General features: G+C 46.2%; 16 protein-coding genes and 1 tRNA gene. 9 read left to right on the forward strand and 8 right to left on the reverse strand.

What is annotated here, in order from left to right; genetic code table 11:
• Positions 1-42 precede the first annotated feature (42 nt).
• A tRNA-Asp gene (locus tag HC752_RS20490) sits at positions 43-119 on the forward strand.
• A gap of 604 nt (positions 120-723) precedes the next feature.
• On the opposite strand, the gene HC752_RS20495 is transcribed toward HC752_RS20490, so the two are convergent.
• Genes HC752_RS20495 through hemC form a run of 4 tightly spaced genes read right to left on the reverse strand, consistent with a single transcriptional unit; the run spans position 724 to position 4,786 of the window.
• Positions 724-1,908: a heme biosynthesis HemY N-terminal domain-containing protein gene (locus tag HC752_RS20495; protein WP_190337062.1), complete on the reverse strand. Its 1,185-nt coding sequence runs from the start codon at positions 1,906-1,908 to the stop codon at positions 724-726.
• Positions 1,905-3,092, reverse strand: coding sequence for a uroporphyrinogen-III C-methyltransferase (locus HC752_RS20500; RefSeq protein WP_190337063.1), 1,188 nt, complete (start codon positions 3,090-3,092; stop codon positions 1,905-1,907). Before HC752_RS20500 ends, HC752_RS20495 begins: the two co-directional genes overlap by 4 nt.
• 14 nt (positions 3,093-3,106) lie before the next feature.
• Entirely contained in the window at positions 3,107-3,838 is a 732-nt protein-coding gene (locus HC752_RS20505; protein ID WP_190337064.1) for a uroporphyrinogen-III synthase, read from the reverse strand.
• 9 nt (positions 3,839-3,847) lie between these two features.
• Positions 3,848-4,786, reverse strand: a complete 939-nt coding sequence (gene hemC / locus HC752_RS20510) for a hydroxymethylbilane synthase (RefSeq protein WP_190337065.1) — start codon at positions 4,784-4,786, stop codon at positions 3,848-3,850.
• A gap of 350 nt (positions 4,787-5,136) precedes the next feature.
• Between hemC and HC752_RS20515 the strand changes: the two genes are divergently transcribed.
• Positions 5,137-7,665, forward strand: coding sequence for a class I adenylate cyclase (locus HC752_RS20515; RefSeq protein WP_190337066.1), 2,529 nt, complete (start codon positions 5,137-5,139; stop codon positions 7,663-7,665).
• A 110-nt stretch (positions 7,666-7,775) separates the two neighbouring features.
• Here HC752_RS20515 and cyaY read toward each other — a convergent pair whose 3' ends face one another.
• Complete coding sequence (gene cyaY, locus HC752_RS20520; protein WP_190337067.1) at positions 7,776-8,090, reverse strand: iron donor protein CyaY; 315 nt, start codon at positions 8,088-8,090, stop codon at positions 7,776-7,778.
• A 75-nt stretch (positions 8,091-8,165) separates the two neighbouring features.
• On the opposite strand from cyaY, the gene lptM reads away from it, so the two are divergent.
• From lptM to HC752_RS20555, 7 genes are all read left to right on the forward strand, one after another.
• Complete coding sequence (gene lptM, locus HC752_RS25495) at positions 8,166-8,282, forward strand: LPS translocon maturation chaperone LptM (RefSeq protein WP_190337068.1); 117 nt, start codon at positions 8,166-8,168, stop codon at positions 8,280-8,282.
• Between the two features lie 26 nt (positions 8,283-8,308).
• Complete coding sequence (lysA, locus tag HC752_RS20530) at positions 8,309-9,562, forward strand: diaminopimelate decarboxylase (protein WP_190337069.1); 1,254 nt, start codon at positions 8,309-8,311, stop codon at positions 9,560-9,562.
• A 10-nt stretch (positions 9,563-9,572) separates the two neighbouring features.
• The gene (gene dapF, locus HC752_RS20535; RefSeq protein WP_190337070.1) at positions 9,573-10,403 is read left to right on the forward strand and encodes a diaminopimelate epimerase; all 831 of its coding nucleotides are present in this window, start codon (positions 9,573-9,575) and stop codon (positions 10,401-10,403) included.
• 35 nt (positions 10,404-10,438) lie between these two features.
• Positions 10,439-11,143, forward strand: a complete 705-nt coding sequence (locus HC752_RS20540; protein WP_190337071.1) for a DUF484 family protein — start codon at positions 10,439-10,441, stop codon at positions 11,141-11,143.
• Complete coding sequence (gene xerC, locus HC752_RS20545) at positions 11,118-12,062, forward strand: tyrosine recombinase XerC (protein ID WP_190337072.1); 945 nt, start codon at positions 11,118-11,120, stop codon at positions 12,060-12,062. Before HC752_RS20540 ends, xerC begins: the two co-directional genes overlap by 26 nt.
• Entirely contained in the window at positions 12,062-12,778 is a 717-nt protein-coding gene (yigB, locus tag HC752_RS20550; RefSeq protein WP_190337073.1) for a 5-amino-6-(5-phospho-D-ribitylamino)uracil phosphatase YigB, read from the forward strand. The genes xerC and yigB overlap by 1 nt, the downstream gene beginning before the upstream one ends.
• 213 nt (positions 12,779-12,991) lie before the next feature.
• Positions 12,992-15,520: a bifunctional diguanylate cyclase/phosphodiesterase gene (locus HC752_RS20555; RefSeq protein ID WP_190337074.1), complete on the forward strand. Its 2,529-nt coding sequence runs from the start codon at positions 12,992-12,994 to the stop codon at positions 15,518-15,520.
• A 58-nt stretch (positions 15,521-15,578) separates the two neighbouring features.
• Here the strand turns inward: HC752_RS20555 and HC752_RS20560 are convergent, their stop codons facing one another.
• From HC752_RS20560 to HC752_RS20570, 3 genes are read right to left on the reverse strand one after another with little or no spacing between them, the layout of a single operon-like run.
• Positions 15,579-16,988 carry an aldehyde dehydrogenase family protein gene (locus HC752_RS20560; RefSeq protein WP_190337075.1) on the reverse strand — a complete coding sequence of 470 codons (1,410 nt, stop codon included), beginning with the start codon at positions 16,986-16,988 and terminating at the stop codon, positions 15,579-15,581.
• The gene (locus HC752_RS20565; protein WP_190337076.1) at positions 16,978-17,616 is read right to left on the reverse strand and encodes a tRNA-uridine aminocarboxypropyltransferase; all 639 of its coding nucleotides are present in this window, start codon (positions 17,614-17,616) and stop codon (positions 16,978-16,980) included. Before HC752_RS20565 ends, HC752_RS20560 begins: the two co-directional genes overlap by 11 nt.
• A gap of 1 nt (position 17,617) precedes the next feature.
• Positions 17,618-19,177, reverse strand: coding sequence for a hypothetical protein (locus HC752_RS20570; RefSeq protein WP_190337077.1), 1,560 nt, complete (start codon positions 19,175-19,177; stop codon positions 17,618-17,620).
• Positions 19,178-19,218: the final 41 nt, after the last annotated feature.

A 19,218-nucleotide genomic window follows, 5' to 3' on the forward strand; every position in this document is an offset into this window, starting at 1 on the left:
GGCTTTGATTTTGAACACTTGCTAAGGCAAGTTTTCCACTGCGGAGTGGTAGTTCAGTTGGTTAGAATACCGGCCTGTCACGCCGGGGGTCGCGGGTTCGAGTCCCGTCCACTCCGCCATTTATTTAGAAAGCCCAGTCTCTCGACTGGGCTTTTGTCGTTTTGTGGTTATGATACCGATTTAGAATAAACGCCCTTGGGTGAGCAGCTCTTTAGTCATCAATGGGTGTTTTGTAACCCCAATCTTGCATCCTACCTAGCCGCTGTATACCAAGCAGTGACAAGCCCTAGAACGATATGCCCTATTGAATCTCTATGCTTGTTGAGGTTGTTTGGAGGTGTTTTAAGCCTGAAGTGATACCAATCAGGAAAGTTAACGAGTCAGGTCTCTACACTCGCTCTCTCTAATGCACATTTTGGCGACACGAACAGTATTCTCAAGAAAGCAATTCCAAGCGGCACAAACTTTGGGAACATTATCGTTATTATCGTTGAATTAAATGGTACATGTATATGATGTCCTTTTTAGTCTGCAGCCTTTTCTGATAATAGGGCGAATTTGTATGTTCAGCAGTGAGCCTATTGCTGATGAATTCAACCCAGTCAGCGGCAAAACATCGGCTAAAAAGGTGTTTGGTTATTCAGAGTTGATGTGAATAGGTTTGTTGGGAAAGACAAAGCCAGCGATTTGTCGCTGGCTTTAAGAAGATGAGTCAAAGTGGGATTAAGATTTGCTCTCCATTAACGCAAGCGCTTTACGTGAGACGTCCCCAGCGGCTTGAGTGAGCTGTTGCTTCTCTAAAACATCCGCTAGGTAGGCGTAATCTGAAATGTCTTGTCGCAGTCTCAGTGCTTGCTCGAAATGGTACTGAGCTTCAGACCAGTTCTCTTGACGCATCAGCAACTGAGCAAGCGTGCTGTGTATTGTCGCGCTGTCCCCCTCTTTTTGAAGCGCGCCTTGAAGAAGAACAACAGCCGGATGTAGATCGGGTAAGTTCATTTCGGAGATCAGTGAATACAGTTTGTCGTCAGGTTGCTTTTTCAGTCTATCTCTTACGATTATATAAGCTTGCGAATCGGCTTTACGCTCGATCAGTTGCTCTAGTAGGCAGTAGATAAGTGTGTCATCTTGGCGAGCCTTTTTCGGTAGCCCATTCCAGTATGCGAGTAGACCTTCACTTCCCTTTTGTTGAGCAACGTCGGCAAGTAACCCACATTGCGCTTTTAACATCAAAGAGTCGTGTTCAACTGGGTCAATGAGTTTGGCTTTCTTTAGCAGTGGCAATAGCTCAATCGTGTTCTGCCATAACGACAATTCTTTATAAACGGTTTTAAGAAGTTCGAGCACTATTGGATTGCAGGTATAGCGATCACGCAGGGAATGCAAGGTATCTAAAGCCAATTCATATTGTGCGTCTTTCACAAGTTGTTTTGCTCTTGTCAGCTCTACTGCGAGATCGGAGTTTTCCTGCTTTGAAGCTAACGTTAAGTAATGATCGCGTTTGCTCTTATCGCCAAGCCCTTGTGCGGCTTCTGACGCAACAAGATAACAAAGCATTGGCATGTCATGATGGTTTGCCCAGCGGGTGACTTTTTTCTCTGCCCCTTTCCAGTCGCCTTCTAAAAGCATGATGATGCCTTCGTTTGTATAGCGACGGGCACGCTTCATTTTACGGACACTAAACCAGTTCCAAGTGGCGCTGCTGGTATAGAGGAGTTTTTTAATGAGGAATTCCAAGCCAAATAGTGCCGCAAGAATGATAATTATGAAGATCACCAGCGTTGTCACGCTCATTTCTATCGTCTTATCGGCTATGGAGATTAAGACGTAGCCCTGTTGACCAGAAAACTGAGTACCAGCGTAAAGACCGACTCCCAGAATGACAAAGAGGAAAATTGCACGAATCATTTAGTCTCCTCCGTAATTATGGTGGTCACCTCTCGGCGTAGGCGATCTGAAATGACGTCGGAAAGGAGTTCTTGTGACTCTAGTTTTACTGGGTAATTGACTTGGATGTTTTGTTTGCCCAATGTGGCGATACGTTGGTTAAATTTTTGGACAGCGGGTTCATCCAAATTAAAGAATTGAGTTGACCATTCATGAGCGACTTTAAGTGCTGTTGAGAACACTTCGCCTTGTTCGGTGTATACCCCTTTCATTGCTGTTTCTAGCTTTGCTTTAATGTTCTCACGCAAGTAGAAATGCTGTTCAGGTGACAGTAGTGGGATAACATTGCCATCTCGGGTTCGGAAGGTAATGAATTGCTCTGAAAACTCACTTAAGGAGGCTTTTAGGTTTTGTTTCCAGTCGTTTATATCAGTTGATACTTTTTGTTGCTCAACAACCATACTCTCGGGAAGAATCGCATTGGCGAGCGGTAAACCATCGACTTGAAGCTGCAAACTCGTTAATGCAATGACCAATCCGTCTCGGTCAATTAATGGCAGCGATCGTAGATTGGTAATGTCATTTGCCATGGCTCTTCTCAAAGGAACCAAGCTCGGGTCATTAAGTGCTGCAATGCGCTGATCGGCACTTTCCATCAGTTTGGTCGCGCTGACAATATCGTGCTCTAAAAACAGCTTTCTACCTGCCAGTTTCACCAAATAATCAGATTCGGCTAGGAGCCAGTCATTTGGACGGCGACCTTTTACATCGGCCAATGCGAGTTGGAGGCTTTCAATGCTTTTTTGCTGTTGCTCTAACTCGACCTTAGTGCGGTTGACGGTGTCACGGTTTAGAGCGGCCGTTTCGTTTTTTACGGACTCCAATTCTTGAGCTAGGTTCGTTTGGGTCGCTTTAAATTGAGCCTTGAGCTGGGCGATTTCTTTTTCTTGTTGCTGTGTTTTTTGTTGGATTAGGTAGGTAAGACCGCCTCCGAAGATAAGCGAGAGAATGATCGCAATCGTACCAAGCTTAACGCCTCTCTTGCCTTGTTTTTCTTCAAACTTAATAGGCTCACGTTCTTTGACTTGCGGTTTGTCTGCTTCTTGGCTTTGTGAAGGATCAGATGCCGTTTCCGTCGGCTCTATTGTCTCTTCTTGTGTTTCTTCAGGTTCAATGTGCTCGTTGTTGTTTTTTTTACTTACCATGCTCTTGTCCTGTTTTATTTCTTGCTAACTGCATTCAGCAAGTCCGAATTTGCTGCGCTGCCTGTATTCACGATAGTTTGATAGCCCTGCTCTCTAGCGAGAATAGCTATCCGTTGGCTTGGCACTAAAAGGCTTAAAGTATGTAGCCAGTCTTTTTGAGTTGTCGACATTGATTGTTCTAGGTAGCAGAGTTGTTCACTACTCGTGACAATCAAAGTATCAACATTGCGGCTACGCCAATATTGAATAGAATTTTCCGGATTAAATGGAATCGGGTGTCGCTGATAAACTTCAGCGTATACGACTCTTGCCTTCTTATTCGACAGCGATTCAAAAATCAACTCTCTGCCACCGCTCCCCCGCAAGATCACTATGGAAAGCTGAGAAACGTTTTGCAATTGAGGCAATTGCAGAAAGTGTTCACTGTCGCTGGTTGTTGGATAGTGTACTTTTTGTTGGGTCACTTTGCCTAATTTGTATGCGGTTTTTTGACCAATGGCAAGGTATGACACGCTTTCTGGCCATTTGGCTTTCTGTTCTTTCAGTATTTTATGAGTGAAATGAACAGCGTGTTGGCTGACAGCGATAATAATATCGGCATGGTGAAGCTGATTAAGAAGTGCGTCGCTATTTTTGGATGGCTGGAACTGAATTAACGGATGGTGGATGGCATCAGTGTGCAGCGCTTGTAACGCTTCACACAGTTCGATGCCATCTTGTCCCGGACGGGTGACCAATACCGCCATAAGACCTACTTACTCATGATCCTGATATAAGCGCTTCAGAATGTCTTTTGCGCCTTGGTCAAGGAGTTGGTTAGCTAGGGTGACACCTAATTCCTGTGCTTTGGTTACTGGGCCTTTAATTTCACCGCGCACGATTTTGGAACCATCGGGCTCACCAACAAGCGCCCGGAGCCAAATCTCATCACCTTCGATAAGCGAGTAGCTACCAATTGGCACCTGACACCCGCCTTCGAGGGTTAGGTTCATTGCACGTTCAGCGGCAACTCGATTTGCCGTTTCAGTATGATTTAAAGGTTCGAGTAACCGAATGAGGTATTCATCGTCTAATCGGCACTCAATACCCACAGCTCCTTGTCCTACGGCTGGAAGTGATTGTTCTGGTTCAATGAAACTGCAAATGCGTTCTTCCAATTTTAGACGCTTTAAGCCAGCGGCTGCGAGGATAATGGCATCATATTCACCGGCATCTAGTTTGCCGAGTCGAGTTCCGACATTCCCACGAAGTTCCTTGATGTTCAGATCGGGTCGATACTCTTTCAACTGGCATTGACGACGTAAACTGCAGGTCCCAACAACGGCACCTTGTGGAAGGTCGTCGATTGACGCGAAGGTGTTGGATACGAAGGCATCACGTGGGTCCTCACGCTCACAAATCGTCACCAGTCCCAGCCCTTCAGGAAAATCGACAGGAACGTCTTTCATCGAGTGAACCGCGAGGTCAGCACGACCTTCCAGCATTGCCACTTCAAGTTCTTTGACGAACAACCCCTTTCCACCGACTTTCGCAAGTGGAGTGTCCAAGATAATGTCTCCCTTGGTCACCATAGTGACCAATTCAACGTTTAAGCCAGGATGCACCGCTTGCAAAGAATCTTTGACGAAATGCGCTTGCCAAAGGGCGAGTGGACTTTTTCTGGTTGCGATGCGAATGGGAGCTCTTTCGGACATAATGTTTCCATATAGGTAAATCAGATGCACCAATCCTACCACTGTGTTCGGTAAAGTATTACTGTTTCGTCGCACCTAAAGTCTGCGTGGCTATCGATCTCGATATTAAGAAAAATATATGTGATTGGGATCTCAAATGTTCTTAGGTCTATTATTACTATATGGTAGGAGGGATGCCAGTGAATGTGGCAGGGCAAGATGTAGCAAAAATAAGAAAGCAAGTGTTCAGGATAGACGCTTATTCTTTACCCTTGAACATTAAAGTGTTAAATTGATCACGTTTTTGTGGCGATTATGAATGCACTTTGAACAAAAACATCAATTTAACTCATTATCAAGGAATCACCCCCTTGCAGGCATTTACAGAAACTCTTGTTCACAGATTGGATTTGTTGAATCAACAGCGTATTGATCGGGCATTGGCTCTGATGGATACGCAAAGTCAACGTGTATTCCATTTACTGCCTGCTCTCCTTCACTTCAATCATCCGTCCATTCCAGGTTATTTCGAAAGTCACGTTCCCTATGGCATTTTGGGATTCTCATTGAATCAAATTCAGCAGCAGTTTGTTGAGGATACGGAGCTGACGCTCGGTGAATCGTTAGAAACATCAGGCGAACCGGGAATTCTGGCACTCTATACAATGGGAAGTACGTCCTCGATTGGGCAGAGTACATCCAGTGATTTGGACGTTTGGGTATGTGTGTCACCATCGATGCCCAAACGAGATAGAGATAATTTGACCAACAAGTGTTTGTTGATCACCGATTGGGCAAAAAACTTAGGTGTAGAAGCGAACTTTTTCTTGATGGATGAAGAGCGTTTTCGAAGTAATTGTTCGGAAGAGATGACTGGGGACAACTGTGGTTCCTCGCAGCACTTACTATTGCTTGATGAATTTTATCGTTCTGCTGTACGGTTGGCAGGGCAGAGATTACTTTGGCAAGTCGTCCCTCCAGAAATGGAGGAAGCGTATGATGACTACGTTCAGAAGCTGGTTGCTAAAGGTGAAATCGTCCGTAGTGAGTGGATCGATTTTGGTCAGCTTGATCGCATTCCTGCTGAAGAATACTTTGGCTCTAACTTGTGGCAGTTGTATAAAAGCATTGATTCGCCGTATAAATCGGTTCTTAAAGCGATTCTTCTGGAAGCCTATTCTTGGGAATACCCAGCGACTCGCCTCCTTTGTATTGATTCCAAACGCCGATTCTTCTCCCATGAACCCGATCTTTATGGGATGGATACGTATTATCTGATGCTCGAGAAAGTCACACTCTATTTAGAGCGGGTGAATGATCAACGTCGTTTGGATTTGGTTCGTCGTTGCTTCTATTTAAAAACTCACGAGAAGTTATCGCGTGAACCTGGAGTAGGATCGGTAGCATGGCGGCGAGAAGCGCTGAGTGACATGGTAAGGCGCTGGGGGTGGTCAGACAGTGTGATTGAAGAGCTGGATGATCGTCGTAACTGGAAGGTGGAGCAAGTCAAAGTGGTTCACCACGAATTGCTTGATGCTCTGATGCTGAGTTACCGTAACTTGATTCAGTTTGCCCGCCGAAATGACATTACTTCAGCCATCAGTCCACAAGACATCAGCATTCTTGCACGCAAGCTTTACGCGGCTTTTGAAGTATTGCCGGGCAAAGTAACCTTACTCAACCCTCAGATTTCTCCGGATTTGCATGAATCCGATTTGAGCTTTATTCAAGTTTCTCCAGGTCGAACGAATAAAGTGGGCTGGTATCTGTATAAGCAGCCGCTAGATCCACACGCCATTATTGGTCAAAAACACTTAGAACATAATGAATATCTGAGTAAGTTGGTGGCGTGGTCCTTCTTTAATGGGTTGATCACAGAGTCGACTCGTTTGCACTCTGTGGTGCGAGAAGCGGAACTGGATATCGATAAGTTCTACCAAATGGTGAGTGATTTGCGGAACACGTTTTCGTTGCATAAGCGTCGTCCTACAATGGAAGCGTTAGCGAGCCCGTGTGAGATAAGCCAATTGGCTATGTTCATTAATTTTGAAAATGATCCTACTGTTGAATTGAAAGGCAAATCACTCAAAGTTGACTTGAAAGATATTGATATCTTTAGCTTTAGAGAAGAGCACCGTAGTTTAGTTGGCAGTGTGGACTTGGTGTACCGAAATTCATGGCATGAAGTGCGTACGTTACATTTTACGGGTGAAACGGCGATACTGGATGCCTTGAAAACCGTTTTAGGCAAAATGCACCAAGATGCTTTACCGCCAGAGTCAGTCGATGTGTTTTGTTATAGCAAAAACTTGCGTGGTGTCATGCGTAACATGGTTTACCAGCTTCTGGCGGAGTGCATTGAATTGCGCTTGAAGCCTGTTGAGCAAGAGAAACGTCGCCGTTTTAAAGCCATTCGGATTGGTGAGCAAATGTACGGCTTGTTTTTTGAACGCCGTGGTGTTTCTGTTCAGAAGCTGGAAAATTCGGTCGACTTCTACAGCAGCATATCGACCAATAAACTGAAGGGCTCACCTCTGATGATGCTCGATAAAGATCAGGACTATCAGATGCCAAATGTTGTCGATAGTTTTGCCAGTGAGGGTTTGATTCAATTTTTCTTCGAAGACACTATAAAAGGTTTTAACATTTACGTGTTGGATGAAGTGAATCGAGTGGAAGTGTACCACCAGTTTAGTGGCGACAAAGATGAAATGATCAGTAACGTGAATCGCTTCTATACATCCAATCAGGATGAATTAGAAATTAGCGCAAAGTTCATTAATTTTAATTTGCCTCAGTATTATCAAATCATGAACCCTGAAGACGGTGAACCTTATGTTGTGCCTTATCGTAGTGGCTCTTCACCACAAAACCGTTCTAATAATGCTGTGAATGCTTGAAAGAATAACTTCCATCCGATCTTAAAAAGGAGCGCCTAGCGCTCCTTTTTTGTGTTGCCCATTGTTTTCTGTACTGCCTATTGTTTTCTGTGCGGCTTATTGTTGGGGCTCTAGTCCCAATCTATTGATTCTTGTGCGTGCTTTTCACACTCTTCTTTGACCATAGCAATCAGTTCAACGCCCGTCTTCGAACAAATCCACTCATTATTTTGTCGTTTGAAGTGAAAGCCACCCGATTTTGACGCCAGCCAAATCTCGTGCATAGGCTCTTGTCGGTTAATGATAATCTGAGAGCGGTTTTCAAACTCTAGGGTCATGACGTTACCCGACGTTTCATAATCGATGTCCGCCCCTGAATCATCGATGGCTTCTTCGATAATTTGCAGTTGTTCATCCACTAGCTGATGAAATTCAGTATCGTTCATCTCTTATATCCTATTGCTTTTCCTGAGTGTGGTGCGATTATAGAGGGCATTGAATGATTTATCACGAATTGCAGCATGAAAAAGTCAATCACGGTACTTTTTATGTTTGTGGTACTCGGTATCGCCGGGTGCGGACAGACAGGAGCACTTTATTTACCCAGTGACTCCGAGCAAAACGAACAAACGCAATAGCAATAAAAGAATACAGGGATACAACATTGGATTACTTTAATTATCAGGATGATGGTCAGCTTTGGGCTGAAGACGTCTCATTAACTGAATTGGCGCAGCAATATGGCACGCCACTATACGTATACTCTCGTGCAACGCTGGAGCGCCATTGGAACGCGTTTGATAAATCGGTGGGTGATCACCCACACCTCGTGTGTTATGCCGTAAAAGCAAACTCAAACCTAGGTGTGTTGAACGTGTTAGCCAGACTGGGTTCTGGCTTTGATATTGTCTCTCGCGGTGAGCTAGAGCGTGTTATCGCGGCTGGTGGTGACCCTGCAAAAATTGTATTTTCTGGCGTGGGTAAAACCGCCGATGAAATGCGCCGTGCACTGCAACTGAAGATCAAATGCTTCAATGTCGAGTCAGAGCCAGAATTGGAGCTATTGAATCAGGTCGCCAAAGAGCTGAATGTCGTCGCACCAATTTCATTGCGAATCAATCCAGATGTCGATGCCCACACGCACCCCTACATTTCTACGGGCTTGTTAGAAAACAAATTTGGTATCGCGTTTGATCAAGCATTGCGCGTATACAAGTTTGCCCAAACGCTAGATAACCTTGATATTCAGGGTATTGATTGCCACATCGGCTCTCAGTTAACAGACATCGAGCCTTTCATTGATGCAGTCGATCGTTTGCTTGGATTGATTGATCAGCTAAAAGCCGAAGGCATAGAAATTAAGCATCTTGATGTAGGTGGCGGTTTAGGTGTGGTCTACAAAGATGAATTGCCGCCAGAGCCTTCGGATTACGCCAAAGCCTTGCTAGGTCGATTAACGAACCACTCCAACTTGGAATTGATTTTCGAACCTGGTCGTGCGATTGCAGCCAATACTGGCGTTTTGTTAACAAAAGTTGAATTCCTAAAACATACCGAGCACAAAAACTTTGCGATTATCGATGCCGCAATGAACGATTTAATCCGCCCTGCCTTATATCAAGCATGGCAAGACATCGTTCCTGTTGTACCGCGTGAAGGTGAGGCAACCAATTACGATTTGGTTGGTCCGATTTGCGAGACTGGCGACTTCTTAGGTAAAGATCGAGCATTGGTTCTGGAGCAAGGTGATTTGCTTGCGGTTCGCAGTGCTGGCGCTTATGCCTTCGTCATGTCTTCTAACTACAACACGCGCGCGCGCGCTGCGGAAGTTATGGTGGATGGCAACCAAAGTCACTTAGTTCGTCAACGTGAAGAGTTGAGCAGCTTGTGGGAATTGGAACACCTGTTACCGGAGTAATGTAAAACACATGCACTTTCATTTTTCAAAAATGCACGGATTGGGTAACGACTTCATGGTTGTGGACTGCATTACTCAAAATGTGTTTTTCTCTCCGGATTTGATCCGCCGTTTGGCGGATCGTTATACCGGTATTGGATTCGATCAACTGCTGGTGGTTGAAGCGCCTTACGATCCAGAAACCGACTTCCATTACCGTATTTTCAATGCAGATGGGAGCGAAGTAGAGCAATGTGGCAATGGCGCACGTTGTTTCGCTCGTTTTGTGAGAATGAAAGGCTTAACCAATAAACACGCGATAGGCGTCAGCACCAAGAAAGGCAAAATGGTGTTGAATATTGAAGAAGGCGATCAGGTTACGGTAAACATGGGCGAACCGGTTTTTGAACCTTCAAAAATACCCTTTAAAGCCAAGCAGAGAGAGAAAACTTACATTCTGCGTGCTGATGAGCAAACCTTGTTTTGTGGTGCCGTCAGCATGGGGAACCCCCATGTAGTGACGATCGTCGATGATATATCCACTGCCGATGTCGATACTTTAGGACCGTTGTTGGAATCTCATGAGCGCTTCCCTGAGCGTGTCAACGCTGGCTTTATGCAGGTTGTATCCCGCAATGAAGTCAATTTGCGTGTGTATGAGCGTGGTGCAGGGGAAACTCAAGCTTGTGGTAGTGGTGCCTGTGGTGCTGTTGCCGTTGGTATTGAGCAAGGGCTGCTTAACGAAGACGTTACCGTGCACTTGCCTGGTGGGGATTTGAAAATTCGATGGCAGGGTCCGGGTAAACCACTGTATATGACGGGACCGGCAACCCACGTGTTTGATGGTCAATTAAGCTGCTAGGGGTCCCAGACCCCATTGTTCTAAAAGGAAACGTTTTGTCTTATCCAGAAGCGGATGCGCTCACGGCGGAGATTGTTGCCGAATATCTGCAAGATAACCCTGATTTTTTTCAGCACCGTTCTGAGCTGGTGGGGCGATTATCCATCCCACATCAACAGCAAGGTGCGGTGTCATTGGTGGAAGTTCAGTTGAATCGTCACCGCCAGCGTATTGAAGAGTTGGAAGAAGAAATTACTCAACTTATGTCACTTGCGGCAAACAATGATCGTACGTTTCATGAGTTTATGGACATACAGCAACAGGTACTCAATTGTGGCAACTTAACTGACGTTGTGCGTTGCATCGAACAAAAATCCCAAGAGCTGGGCTTAAAGGGGTGGATGAAAATCTTTGAGTGCCCAGATGAGAATCATCATTTAGAACAAGAGCAGTATCAACGTTTTGCGACCAACCACTTTAATGGGAAAGACGCTTTTTTAGGTCGCATGAAGCAAACGGATCGTGCGCTGCTGTTTTCTGGTGATGCTGTCCCAGAGCTCGGATCATTTGCCGTATTGCCTATAATCAGAAAGAAGCCGTTGGGAATCATTGCGTTTTCCAGTGATGACGGTGGTCATTTTCAACCAAACATGGACACCTTGTTTTTGCGTCATTTGACGCTGGTGATCAGCCATTTGGTGGAAAACCTTCCATGGCAGTCTGATGAGAGCACTCATGTCCAACGTACCTCTTCCCAGTGATATTCAAAAGCCGCTCGATCGCTTCTTTGAATTTTTAAGAAGTGAGCGAGGGCTTAGCCTTCATACTCAGCGTAACTACAAACTTCAACTTCATAGCATGGCGGAACACCTTGTTTCTTTGGGGCTAAACAGTTGGTCTCAAGTTGATGCAGCTTGGGTTCGCCAGTTGGCCAGCAAAGGAATGCGAGATGGCATGAAAGCCAGCAGCATTGCAACCCGATTGTCTTCGCTTCGCTCGTTTTTTGATTTCTTGATATTGCGTGGTGAGATGCAAGCAAATCCTGCAAAGGGAGTGTCCGCCCCACGTAAGCAACGCCCATTGCCTAAGAACTTAGATGTGGATGAAGTCGGTCAATTGCTCGATGTGGATGAGAGCGATCCCTTGTCGGTTCGTGACCGTGCCATGATGGAGCTGATGTACGGTGCTGGTTTGCGTCTAGCGGAATTAGTGAGTGTCGATGTGAAACATATATCGATGTCCAAAGGGGAACTGCGTGTTGTGGGGAAAGGTGATAAAGAACGTAAAGTCCCCTTTTCTGGTATGGCAAAAGAGTGGGTAAAAAACTGGCTCAACCTGCGAGGAGAGCTGGCAAACCCCGGTGAACCAGCGTTATTTGTATCGAAGCTAGGCGTGCGAATTTCTCATCGAAATGTGCAAAAGCGAATGGCTGAGTGGGGGCAAAAGCAGTCGGTTGCCAGTCATATCAGCCCGCACAAGCTCAGGCACTCTTTTGCCACTCATATGTTGGAATCCAGTGGGAACTTACGAGCGGTTCAAGAGTTGCTTGGGCACGAAAACATCTCCACCACTCAGATATATACCCATCTTGATTTTCAGCACTTAGCCACGGCCTATGATAAGGCGCACCCAAGGGCACGTAAGACACGTAAGAAAGATTCTAGCAATAAGGACGACTGATGCGCTTCTATCGTAGTATCCCCACCATTAAAGCCATGACATTTGATTTAGACGATACTCTGTATGACAACCGATCGGTGATATTACGGTTGGAGGCAGAGGTATTTCAATGGATTGCGCATCATTATCCTAAATGTGCACCGTTCACCAAAGCAGACTGGTTAACGTTTAAGTCTCTTGCAAGAGAGAATAACCCAGATGTGGCTGGCGATGTTACCTTACTTCGCCGAGCACAGTTAGCACTAGGGTTGGCACATGTTGGTTATGAAGAGGAGGCTATCCCCGACATCATAGACCAGATCATGGAGCAGGTGTTTTATTGGCGGCATCAAATTGACATCCCCGAAGAAACGCACCACGTGCTTGCTGAGTTATCTCAGCGTATGCCGCTTGTGGCCATCACCAATGGCAATGTGGATCCTGAGAAGATTGGGCTGGGTCAGTATTTTTCATTGGTGTTGAAAGCCGGTCCTAATGGCGAAGCAAAACCACATCGTGAGATGTTTGATAAAGCGGTGTCGTTTTTAGGCTTGAAGCCAAGTGAAATATTGCATGTGGGTGATCATCCTGTGAGTGACGTATTCGGTGCAAAAGAAAGTGGGCTTCTTGCATGTTGGTTCAATGATCAGATGTGTAACACTGCCACTGAGCGGGATATGCGTCTTATTCCAGATATCGAAGTGACTCAATTGAGCCACCTAACAAAAGTATCCTGACGTCGATGTGTAAGCGGATTGTAAGTGCATACTTACGCTAAAGTTCTTATTTTGTTGGGTTTTACTTTCATAGGGTCACAAGAAAGTTGGATCTTTATCACTAAAAAGTGAAATATTATTAGCTAATTGATAAAAAGTTGATCCGATGCGTGTTTTCCAGAGGAATGCTAACGTTATAGTGGGTGAAATCACGTTCTGTTAATAATTTGTAATATGCAATGTCATTCGATTTTGGCTCAAGATCTCAGTCAGTTACAGGCTGAGGTATCAAGTTACTCGCCGGACCAAAACGCAAATCACCTAATACAACTCTTTTCTACGCAATCCCCAGAGCGGGTTATCGAATACAGTCGATTCATGAGGCAGCGTTTTCCGCACAGCACGATTTTGGGTCAAAGCACCAGCCATTGCATCAAAGATGGAACCATCATTAACCTCGGTACATTGGTTGTGATAAGTGAGCTAGTCGAAACGCGTTTAACGTCTTGTGTGGTGCCATACACTGGAAATACCCAGCAAGACGGGGAAGAACTTGTCGAGCGTTTGGCAGTAAGCGAAGAGACCAAAGTTGTGATTTGTTTTGCCGAGCAAGTGAATGACCAGGATACATTGCTTTTTGATTCCAAAGATTACGAAGTGTTTGGGGCATTTAACGAGCTGACATTTGAGATCCCAGTTGCTGGTGGCTTGTCGCAGCCTAATTTGTTCGGGCGTTGGGTATTGTGGGACGATCAAATTTACCGACAAGCATGCGTCGCGGTTGCGCTGCATAACCCTAAGCTTCATGTGTGGCGCGGCTGTTATGCCGAATGGAATCCTATTGGTCGAAAGTTTCGGGTTTCTGCCGCCAATAACGGTGTGCTTTATGAGTTGGATGGCATCCCTGTTCAGACAATCTACGACCGATATCTCGCCGATGGCAACCCCGTGCCCTTTGAGCAGCTCTATGACTTTCCTTTAATGAAAGGTGAGGCCAGCCAGCAAAAAGTGCAAATGCCTATTCGGAAATTGGATGACGGCGGAATAGAGTTTGATACCCAGTGGCACGTAGGAGATGAAGTTCGGTTCTGTTACAACCACCCGTCACTCACAGAAGAGCAAGTGCGAGTGGGGGCGCGTCAGCTCGATGCACACCAGCCAGAAAGCCTCTTTATCTACAATTGTTCATCGAAGTTGGATTTCGCGGATGGGTTTGATGAAATCAGCCCTTTTGCATCCGTTGCAAAAGTCAGCGGTGTGTATTGTTTAGGCGAACTCTATCGCGATGCAAACCATCAAACCATTATGCACCACAGCTTGACGTATCTCGCCATGCGCGAACAGGAAGTCGAGGTTCAAAAAGAAACAGCCCATCAAGGTCAGTTTCAACATCAAATGTCGCCCTTGTTTTCCCTAATACGTAATGCCATCGCCGATGTCGATGATATGCAGGAAAATATGGAGAATGAGTTATTGGTGCAAGCGCATCGATTAACGGAAAGTTACCGACATGATCGGCGAACAGGCTTGCCCAATCGTTCTGTTTTGAAAGAGCGTTTGGCATCGATTAAGGCGAATGAACATCTTCTAACGGTAAAGCTTACCAATTTTAGCCAAGTCAACGAGAAGTATGGTTATCAGGCAGGTGATCAGCTACTCAGTGATCTTAGCCAGTATTTCAAAGAGCAACTTTGGCAGAGATTTGGTGGAGACTCAGAATTGTACAGCATTGGTGTTGGTGAATGGGCTGCGGTTTTTTCATCCCACCATACTGGGTTGTACATTCGCCACTTATTCACCGAATTGGTGGATGAAGTCGAGCACGCGAATTTTGAACCTTTTGGACTGCCGGAATTGGATTGTTTGTCGGTTTCCATTTGTGGTGGGCTGACCAGTCGTCGAGATTTTCCACAATCCAGCGTTGAAGAGTTATTAATTAAATCGATTGAAGCCCGCCGTCATGGCATGAAAAACAATCGTCACATGTGCAATGCCAAATTACTTGAAAAAGAAGAAGAAAACCGTCAGGAGCAATTGAAGTGGCTATCGTCGGTGAGCCGAGCAGTACTGAATCACAACGTGATTGCGTACTCTCAGCCCATATTTGCCGCGCACAGCCATGAGAAAGTGTCTGAAGAGTGTTTGGTTCGAATTCAGGAAGGCGATCAGATCATTCCCCCTGGAAAATTTCTGCCGATTATTGAAGGCACACACATCTACACCCGACTCAGCCGACAAATGCTGAGCAGTGTCTTTGAGTTGATGTCACATCGAGAAGGCTCGTTCTCCATCAATTTGTCCCCGCAGGATTTGATGAGCGACAAAACGCTGTATTTGCTCGAAAGCGCGTTGCAGAAAATGGTGAATCCAGAGCGAGTGGGGATAGAAGTGCTGGAAACCGAACAAATCAAAGACTACAGCCGAATGAGAGAGGTGTGTAACCACTTCAAACAGCTCGGCGCAAAGATTATTGTGGATGACTTTGGCTCCGGTTATTCAAATATCGATGAAATCATCAAACTTGAGCCAGATACCATCAAGTTGGATGGCAGTATCATTCGAAATATTGATAAAGACCGTAGGCAACGCCAAATTGCCATGCAGTTGGTTCAGCTTTGTCATGTGTTTGAAGCCAAAACGGTGGCTGAGTTTGTGCACAACGAACAGGTCTGCCGCGTGGCGGAAGACCTAGGTGTCGATTACTTGCAAGGGTTTTATTTTGCCGAGCCTTCCCCTTTGTTACCCAGAATCGAGGCTTGTTAGCACTCAGAGCAGAGGGTTGTTGGTACCCAGAGCAGAGGCTCGTTAGCACAGAGCTTTGTTAGCGAAGGAGCCATTTGCGCACCAATTGGTGAATGCGGCGAAATGGTGGGTGGATCATGCGAGTCGGGTAAAGCTTCTTTCGAGCAACGACAGTGCGTTGGTTGCTGAACGTCAGGAACCCTTCTTTTCCGTGGTAACTGCCCATCCCAGAACTCCCCACACCACCAAATGGCGCATCTTCAGCCACCACTTGCAAAATGGTGTCGTTCACACATGCCCCACCGGATTGTGTTTTTTCCAACACATGATTGACGCTGTTTTTATCGTGGGAAAACACATAAAGCGCCAACGGTTTTGGTCTTTGATTGACGTATTGAATGGCGTCATCGAGGGATTGGTACGTCACAATCGGTAAGACAGGACCGAAAATTTCGTTTTGCATCAATTGGCTGTCTTCCGGTGCATCCATCACCAACTGAGTGACCATTTTGCGTTGGCTACTATCAATCGAGTATTTGTTGGCAGGTTCAATCCATGCGCCCCCTTGCTCTGCTTCGTCGAGCCATGATTGAAGTCGGTCGAAATGCGTTTGGTTAATGATACTGGTGTAACTTTCGCAATTCACACCAGAAGGGTACAGGTAGCCGAAGTGATGCTTATAGGCAAAAACAAAGTCTTTCGCTTTGCCTTCCGGAATCATCACATAATCAGGCGACACGCAAATTTGACCAGCGTTGAGCGTCTTGCCATAGATTAACCGCTCAACGGCGTCGTTCATGTCCATGTCTGGCGCGATGATCACTGGGCTTTTGCCACCTAACTCTAGGGTGACGGGCGTTAAGTTTAACGCTGCAGATTGCATGACCTTCCGCCCCACTTCAGTGGAGCCTGTAAACAGCAGGTGGTCAAAGGGCAAGGAAGAAAATTGCGCAGCGATGGCCGCGTCTCCTTCCACTATGTGAACGAGCTCCGACGAAAACACACTTTTGAGTAGCTTGACCAAAACTTGGTTGGTTTGCGGTGTAAACTCGCTCACCTTTATCATGACTCGGTTGCCTGCGGCTAAAGCGGTAATTAATGGCCCTATCGACATAAAAACAGGAAAGTTCCATGGGGCTATCACACCGATTACGCCTAGAGGTTGAGGGTGCACTCGGACGTTAGATAACGCCAGCACTAACCCCGTTTTGCGCCTTTCCGGCTTCATCCAGCTTTTTAGGTGTTTAAGCGTATATTTGATTTGCTGAATGCAAGGCAGAATATCCGTTAGTAGTGTTTCATAGTGGTGCTTTGCGCCAAAATCTTTTGCGGCTGCTTCGCAAAGCGCGTCTTGATGGAGTAGGAGTGCTTCTTTAAGTGCCGTGAGGCGTTGTTTTCGTTCACTCAAACTTGGGTGTTTTTCGCCTTCAAACGCCAATTTTTGGCGGTGAAATTGCGCAATCAACGGGTTGTTTTGATCATTGGTCACGATTGCTTCCTTTCCATGGATGCCCACTCTTGTCGGCTCGATAGACATTTAAATAATGTTCAAAAAACGCTTTTAGCGGCTCGCTGTTATTCTGTTTAGGCAATGTGGTGTGATGAGATAGAGATAATAAATGGATACCCACTTCGAGCGTGCAAAAGTGCCCAGACGCCTGATTCCGACGAAGGGAATAACACGAATCTCCAGACATTTGAATATGCCAGTGAGGAAGCGACTGTAGCCAATCGCTCCGATTATACATTTTTTGTGCTTCCTGCCATGTGCCATCCAATACAATAAACACGATGCGTTTTGAATTATCGTGAATGGCGGCTGACGTCAATAATCGGCTGCTGTCACTGGGAAACAGTAAAATGGGCTGATTGTTGGGGTTTTCTAACATCGTCTTCAATTCAGCCGGTATGCGTGTGCGGCTCCATTCAAACACTTGGCACTGTGCCAATGATTTGTGTAACCACTGTCCGGTGTTGGTTTCACGCCGAGTTTCATTCGGGTGTGTAAGAAGCACCAAATCCCAGTCTGCTTCGAGACTGGGTAAGCCGTCGCACACACAGTTAAAAGTAAGACCGCAGCCGCGACAGGTTGTCGTGTGTTTCTTTTCAGCCGTCATGCTACATCTGAACGCCACTTTGTGGGGCCTCTCCATCTGCGAACAGCGTGACAACGGATTGGGAAGGCGACCAAAGCTCCGGAGCATGGCTTGGGATCATCGGATAACTGATGCCATCAAAAGACAGTGTATGTGTGCTAGAACCTTGTGCACCGTTCACGCGCATTTCCAGATCATGCCAACCGAGCTTGTTGTGCTGGCTGACTTGGAACGGGACTGGTACTTGAGTCACTCTTGAGTGAAAGCGCCAACCGTTGCCTTGTTCTTCAAAACCATTGCCTTGTTCTTCAAAAATGAGAAGCGTGCAACCAGCGTTACCACACCAATCCAGATAAGTCAGTAACTCAGGGCTTCCGTCTTGGTTGAGATCGTATTTAAGCCAGCGGTATCGCGTGTTGGCGGGGTCGGTTTTATGCAGTATGAAGTACTGGCGAAGTGCTTGATCGACATCGGCATCGAATGCAATGGAAGAGGAGACATCGGCACCTTTTAGTGGCGGATTCGAGGCGGGGCCGGGTACAGCCATTTCGCTAGTGTAAGATTGGCTGTCGGCAAACAGTTCCAACCCATTTCCTTGGATGGGGTAAACCACGCCGTTCACTTTTTCTTTCACCGCTTTTAGGCTTGAACCTGAACGGGTGTAAATGCGTTCGGAAAGCAGAGGTTGGTTTTGGTAGTGCGTCATCGTCACTTTGATTTGATTGGGATTGAGCTGTTGCCAGTATCCTTTCTCTTGTGTGCTCGGGTCGCCATTGCTGTAGTGGTAATGTGTATTGGCGCTGTGATCCGAGTTGAGTTCCAATTGCACCGAGAACCCTTGATTTTGGGTACTGGTCGCACGATAGCTTCCTAGCCAGTCATGACTTGAGTCACCATTGGAGAGTGCACCACAGCCTAGATATTGGTTGTTTGGGGTGTTGAATGTCGCAGACCAACTGAATACATCGCCACTGCTGGTATCCACACAATGCGCTTTGGTGAACACGAGATTGCCGTTGTCGACATGGTAGGTGCGTTTCAGCGGGGAAATCTCGGTTTTTCTAACTGTGTAGGATTGACTCTCTTTGCCTAATACCGCGAGTTGGATTTGGTCTTGTTTGAATGTTGCTTTCCAGAAAGGCTCGCTGCCTGAGGCGTAAGTGGAGTGTAAGGGGGCGTCGCAACGCGAAGGAGATTGTGCACTGACATGATTAATGTCCGTTACGACAAAGCGCGCCGCAAAATCCGCGGCGAAGCCGTCTTTCGGTGGCGGTGCAAGGTAGCCAATCATTTCACCATAAAGCGGTTGATAGGGGCGTTTGACTAACCCTTGAATGCGTTGGAATGCTTCTGGTTCGATATCCAGCCAGTATTGTAATTTTCCACCACACGGCGCGATGGTTCGGGTTTCATGTCCGAGCACGACTTCGCCATGTAGCATAAAGGTTTGTGGTACGATTTCTGGCTGATCAATGGTGACGGGAGTCGATTTTTCAGGCTCGATTTCCGGTACGTTGGTCTGTGCACAACCCTGTAATATCAGTGTGCTACCAATGAAAGTCGAAAAAATCAGGGATTTCATTAAAATTAACCTCAAGCCAGCCTTCGAATAATGTGAGAGAT

The organism is Vibrio sp. S9_S30 (genome assembly GCF_014694455.1).
In the GTDB taxonomy this organism is placed as follows: Bacteria; Pseudomonadota; Gammaproteobacteria; order Enterobacterales; family Vibrionaceae; genus Vibrio.

Coding starts and splice junctions, on each gene's coding strand:
- HC752_RS20495 (WP_190337062.1), bottom strand. CDS start 1,908: ATGATTCGTGCAATTTTCCTCTTTGTCATTCTGGGAGTCGGTCTTTAC.
- HC752_RS20500 (WP_190337063.1), bottom strand. CDS start 3,092: ATGGTAAGTAAAAAAAACAACAACGAGCACATTGAACCTGAAGAAACA.
- HC752_RS20505 (WP_190337064.1), bottom strand. CDS start 3,838: ATGGCGGTATTGGTCACCCGTCCGGGACAAGATGGCATCGAACTGTGT.
- hemC (WP_190337065.1), bottom strand. CDS start 4,786: ATGTCCGAAAGAGCTCCCATTCGCATCGCAACCAGAAAAAGTCCACTC.
- cyaY (WP_190337067.1), bottom strand. CDS start 8,090: ATGAACGATACTGAATTTCATCAGCTAGTGGATGAACAACTGCAAATT.
- lptM (WP_190337068.1), top strand. CDS start 8,166: ATGAAAAAGTCAATCACGGTACTTTTTATGTTTGTGGTACTCGGTATC.
- dapF (WP_190337070.1), top strand. CDS start 9,573: ATGCACTTTCATTTTTCAAAAATGCACGGATTGGGTAACGACTTCATG.
- xerC (WP_190337072.1), top strand. CDS start 11,118: ATGTCCAACGTACCTCTTCCCAGTGATATTCAAAAGCCGCTCGATCGC.
- yigB (WP_190337073.1), top strand. CDS start 12,062: ATGCGCTTCTATCGTAGTATCCCCACCATTAAAGCCATGACATTTGAT.
- HC752_RS20555 (WP_190337074.1), top strand. CDS start 12,992: ATGCAATGTCATTCGATTTTGGCTCAAGATCTCAGTCAGTTACAGGCT.
- HC752_RS20565 (WP_190337076.1), bottom strand. CDS start 17,616: ATGACGGCTGAAAAGAAACACACGACAACCTGTCGCGGCTGCGGTCTT.
- HC752_RS20570 (WP_190337077.1), bottom strand. CDS start 19,177: ATGAAATCCCTGATTTTTTCGACTTTCATTGGTAGCACACTGATATTA.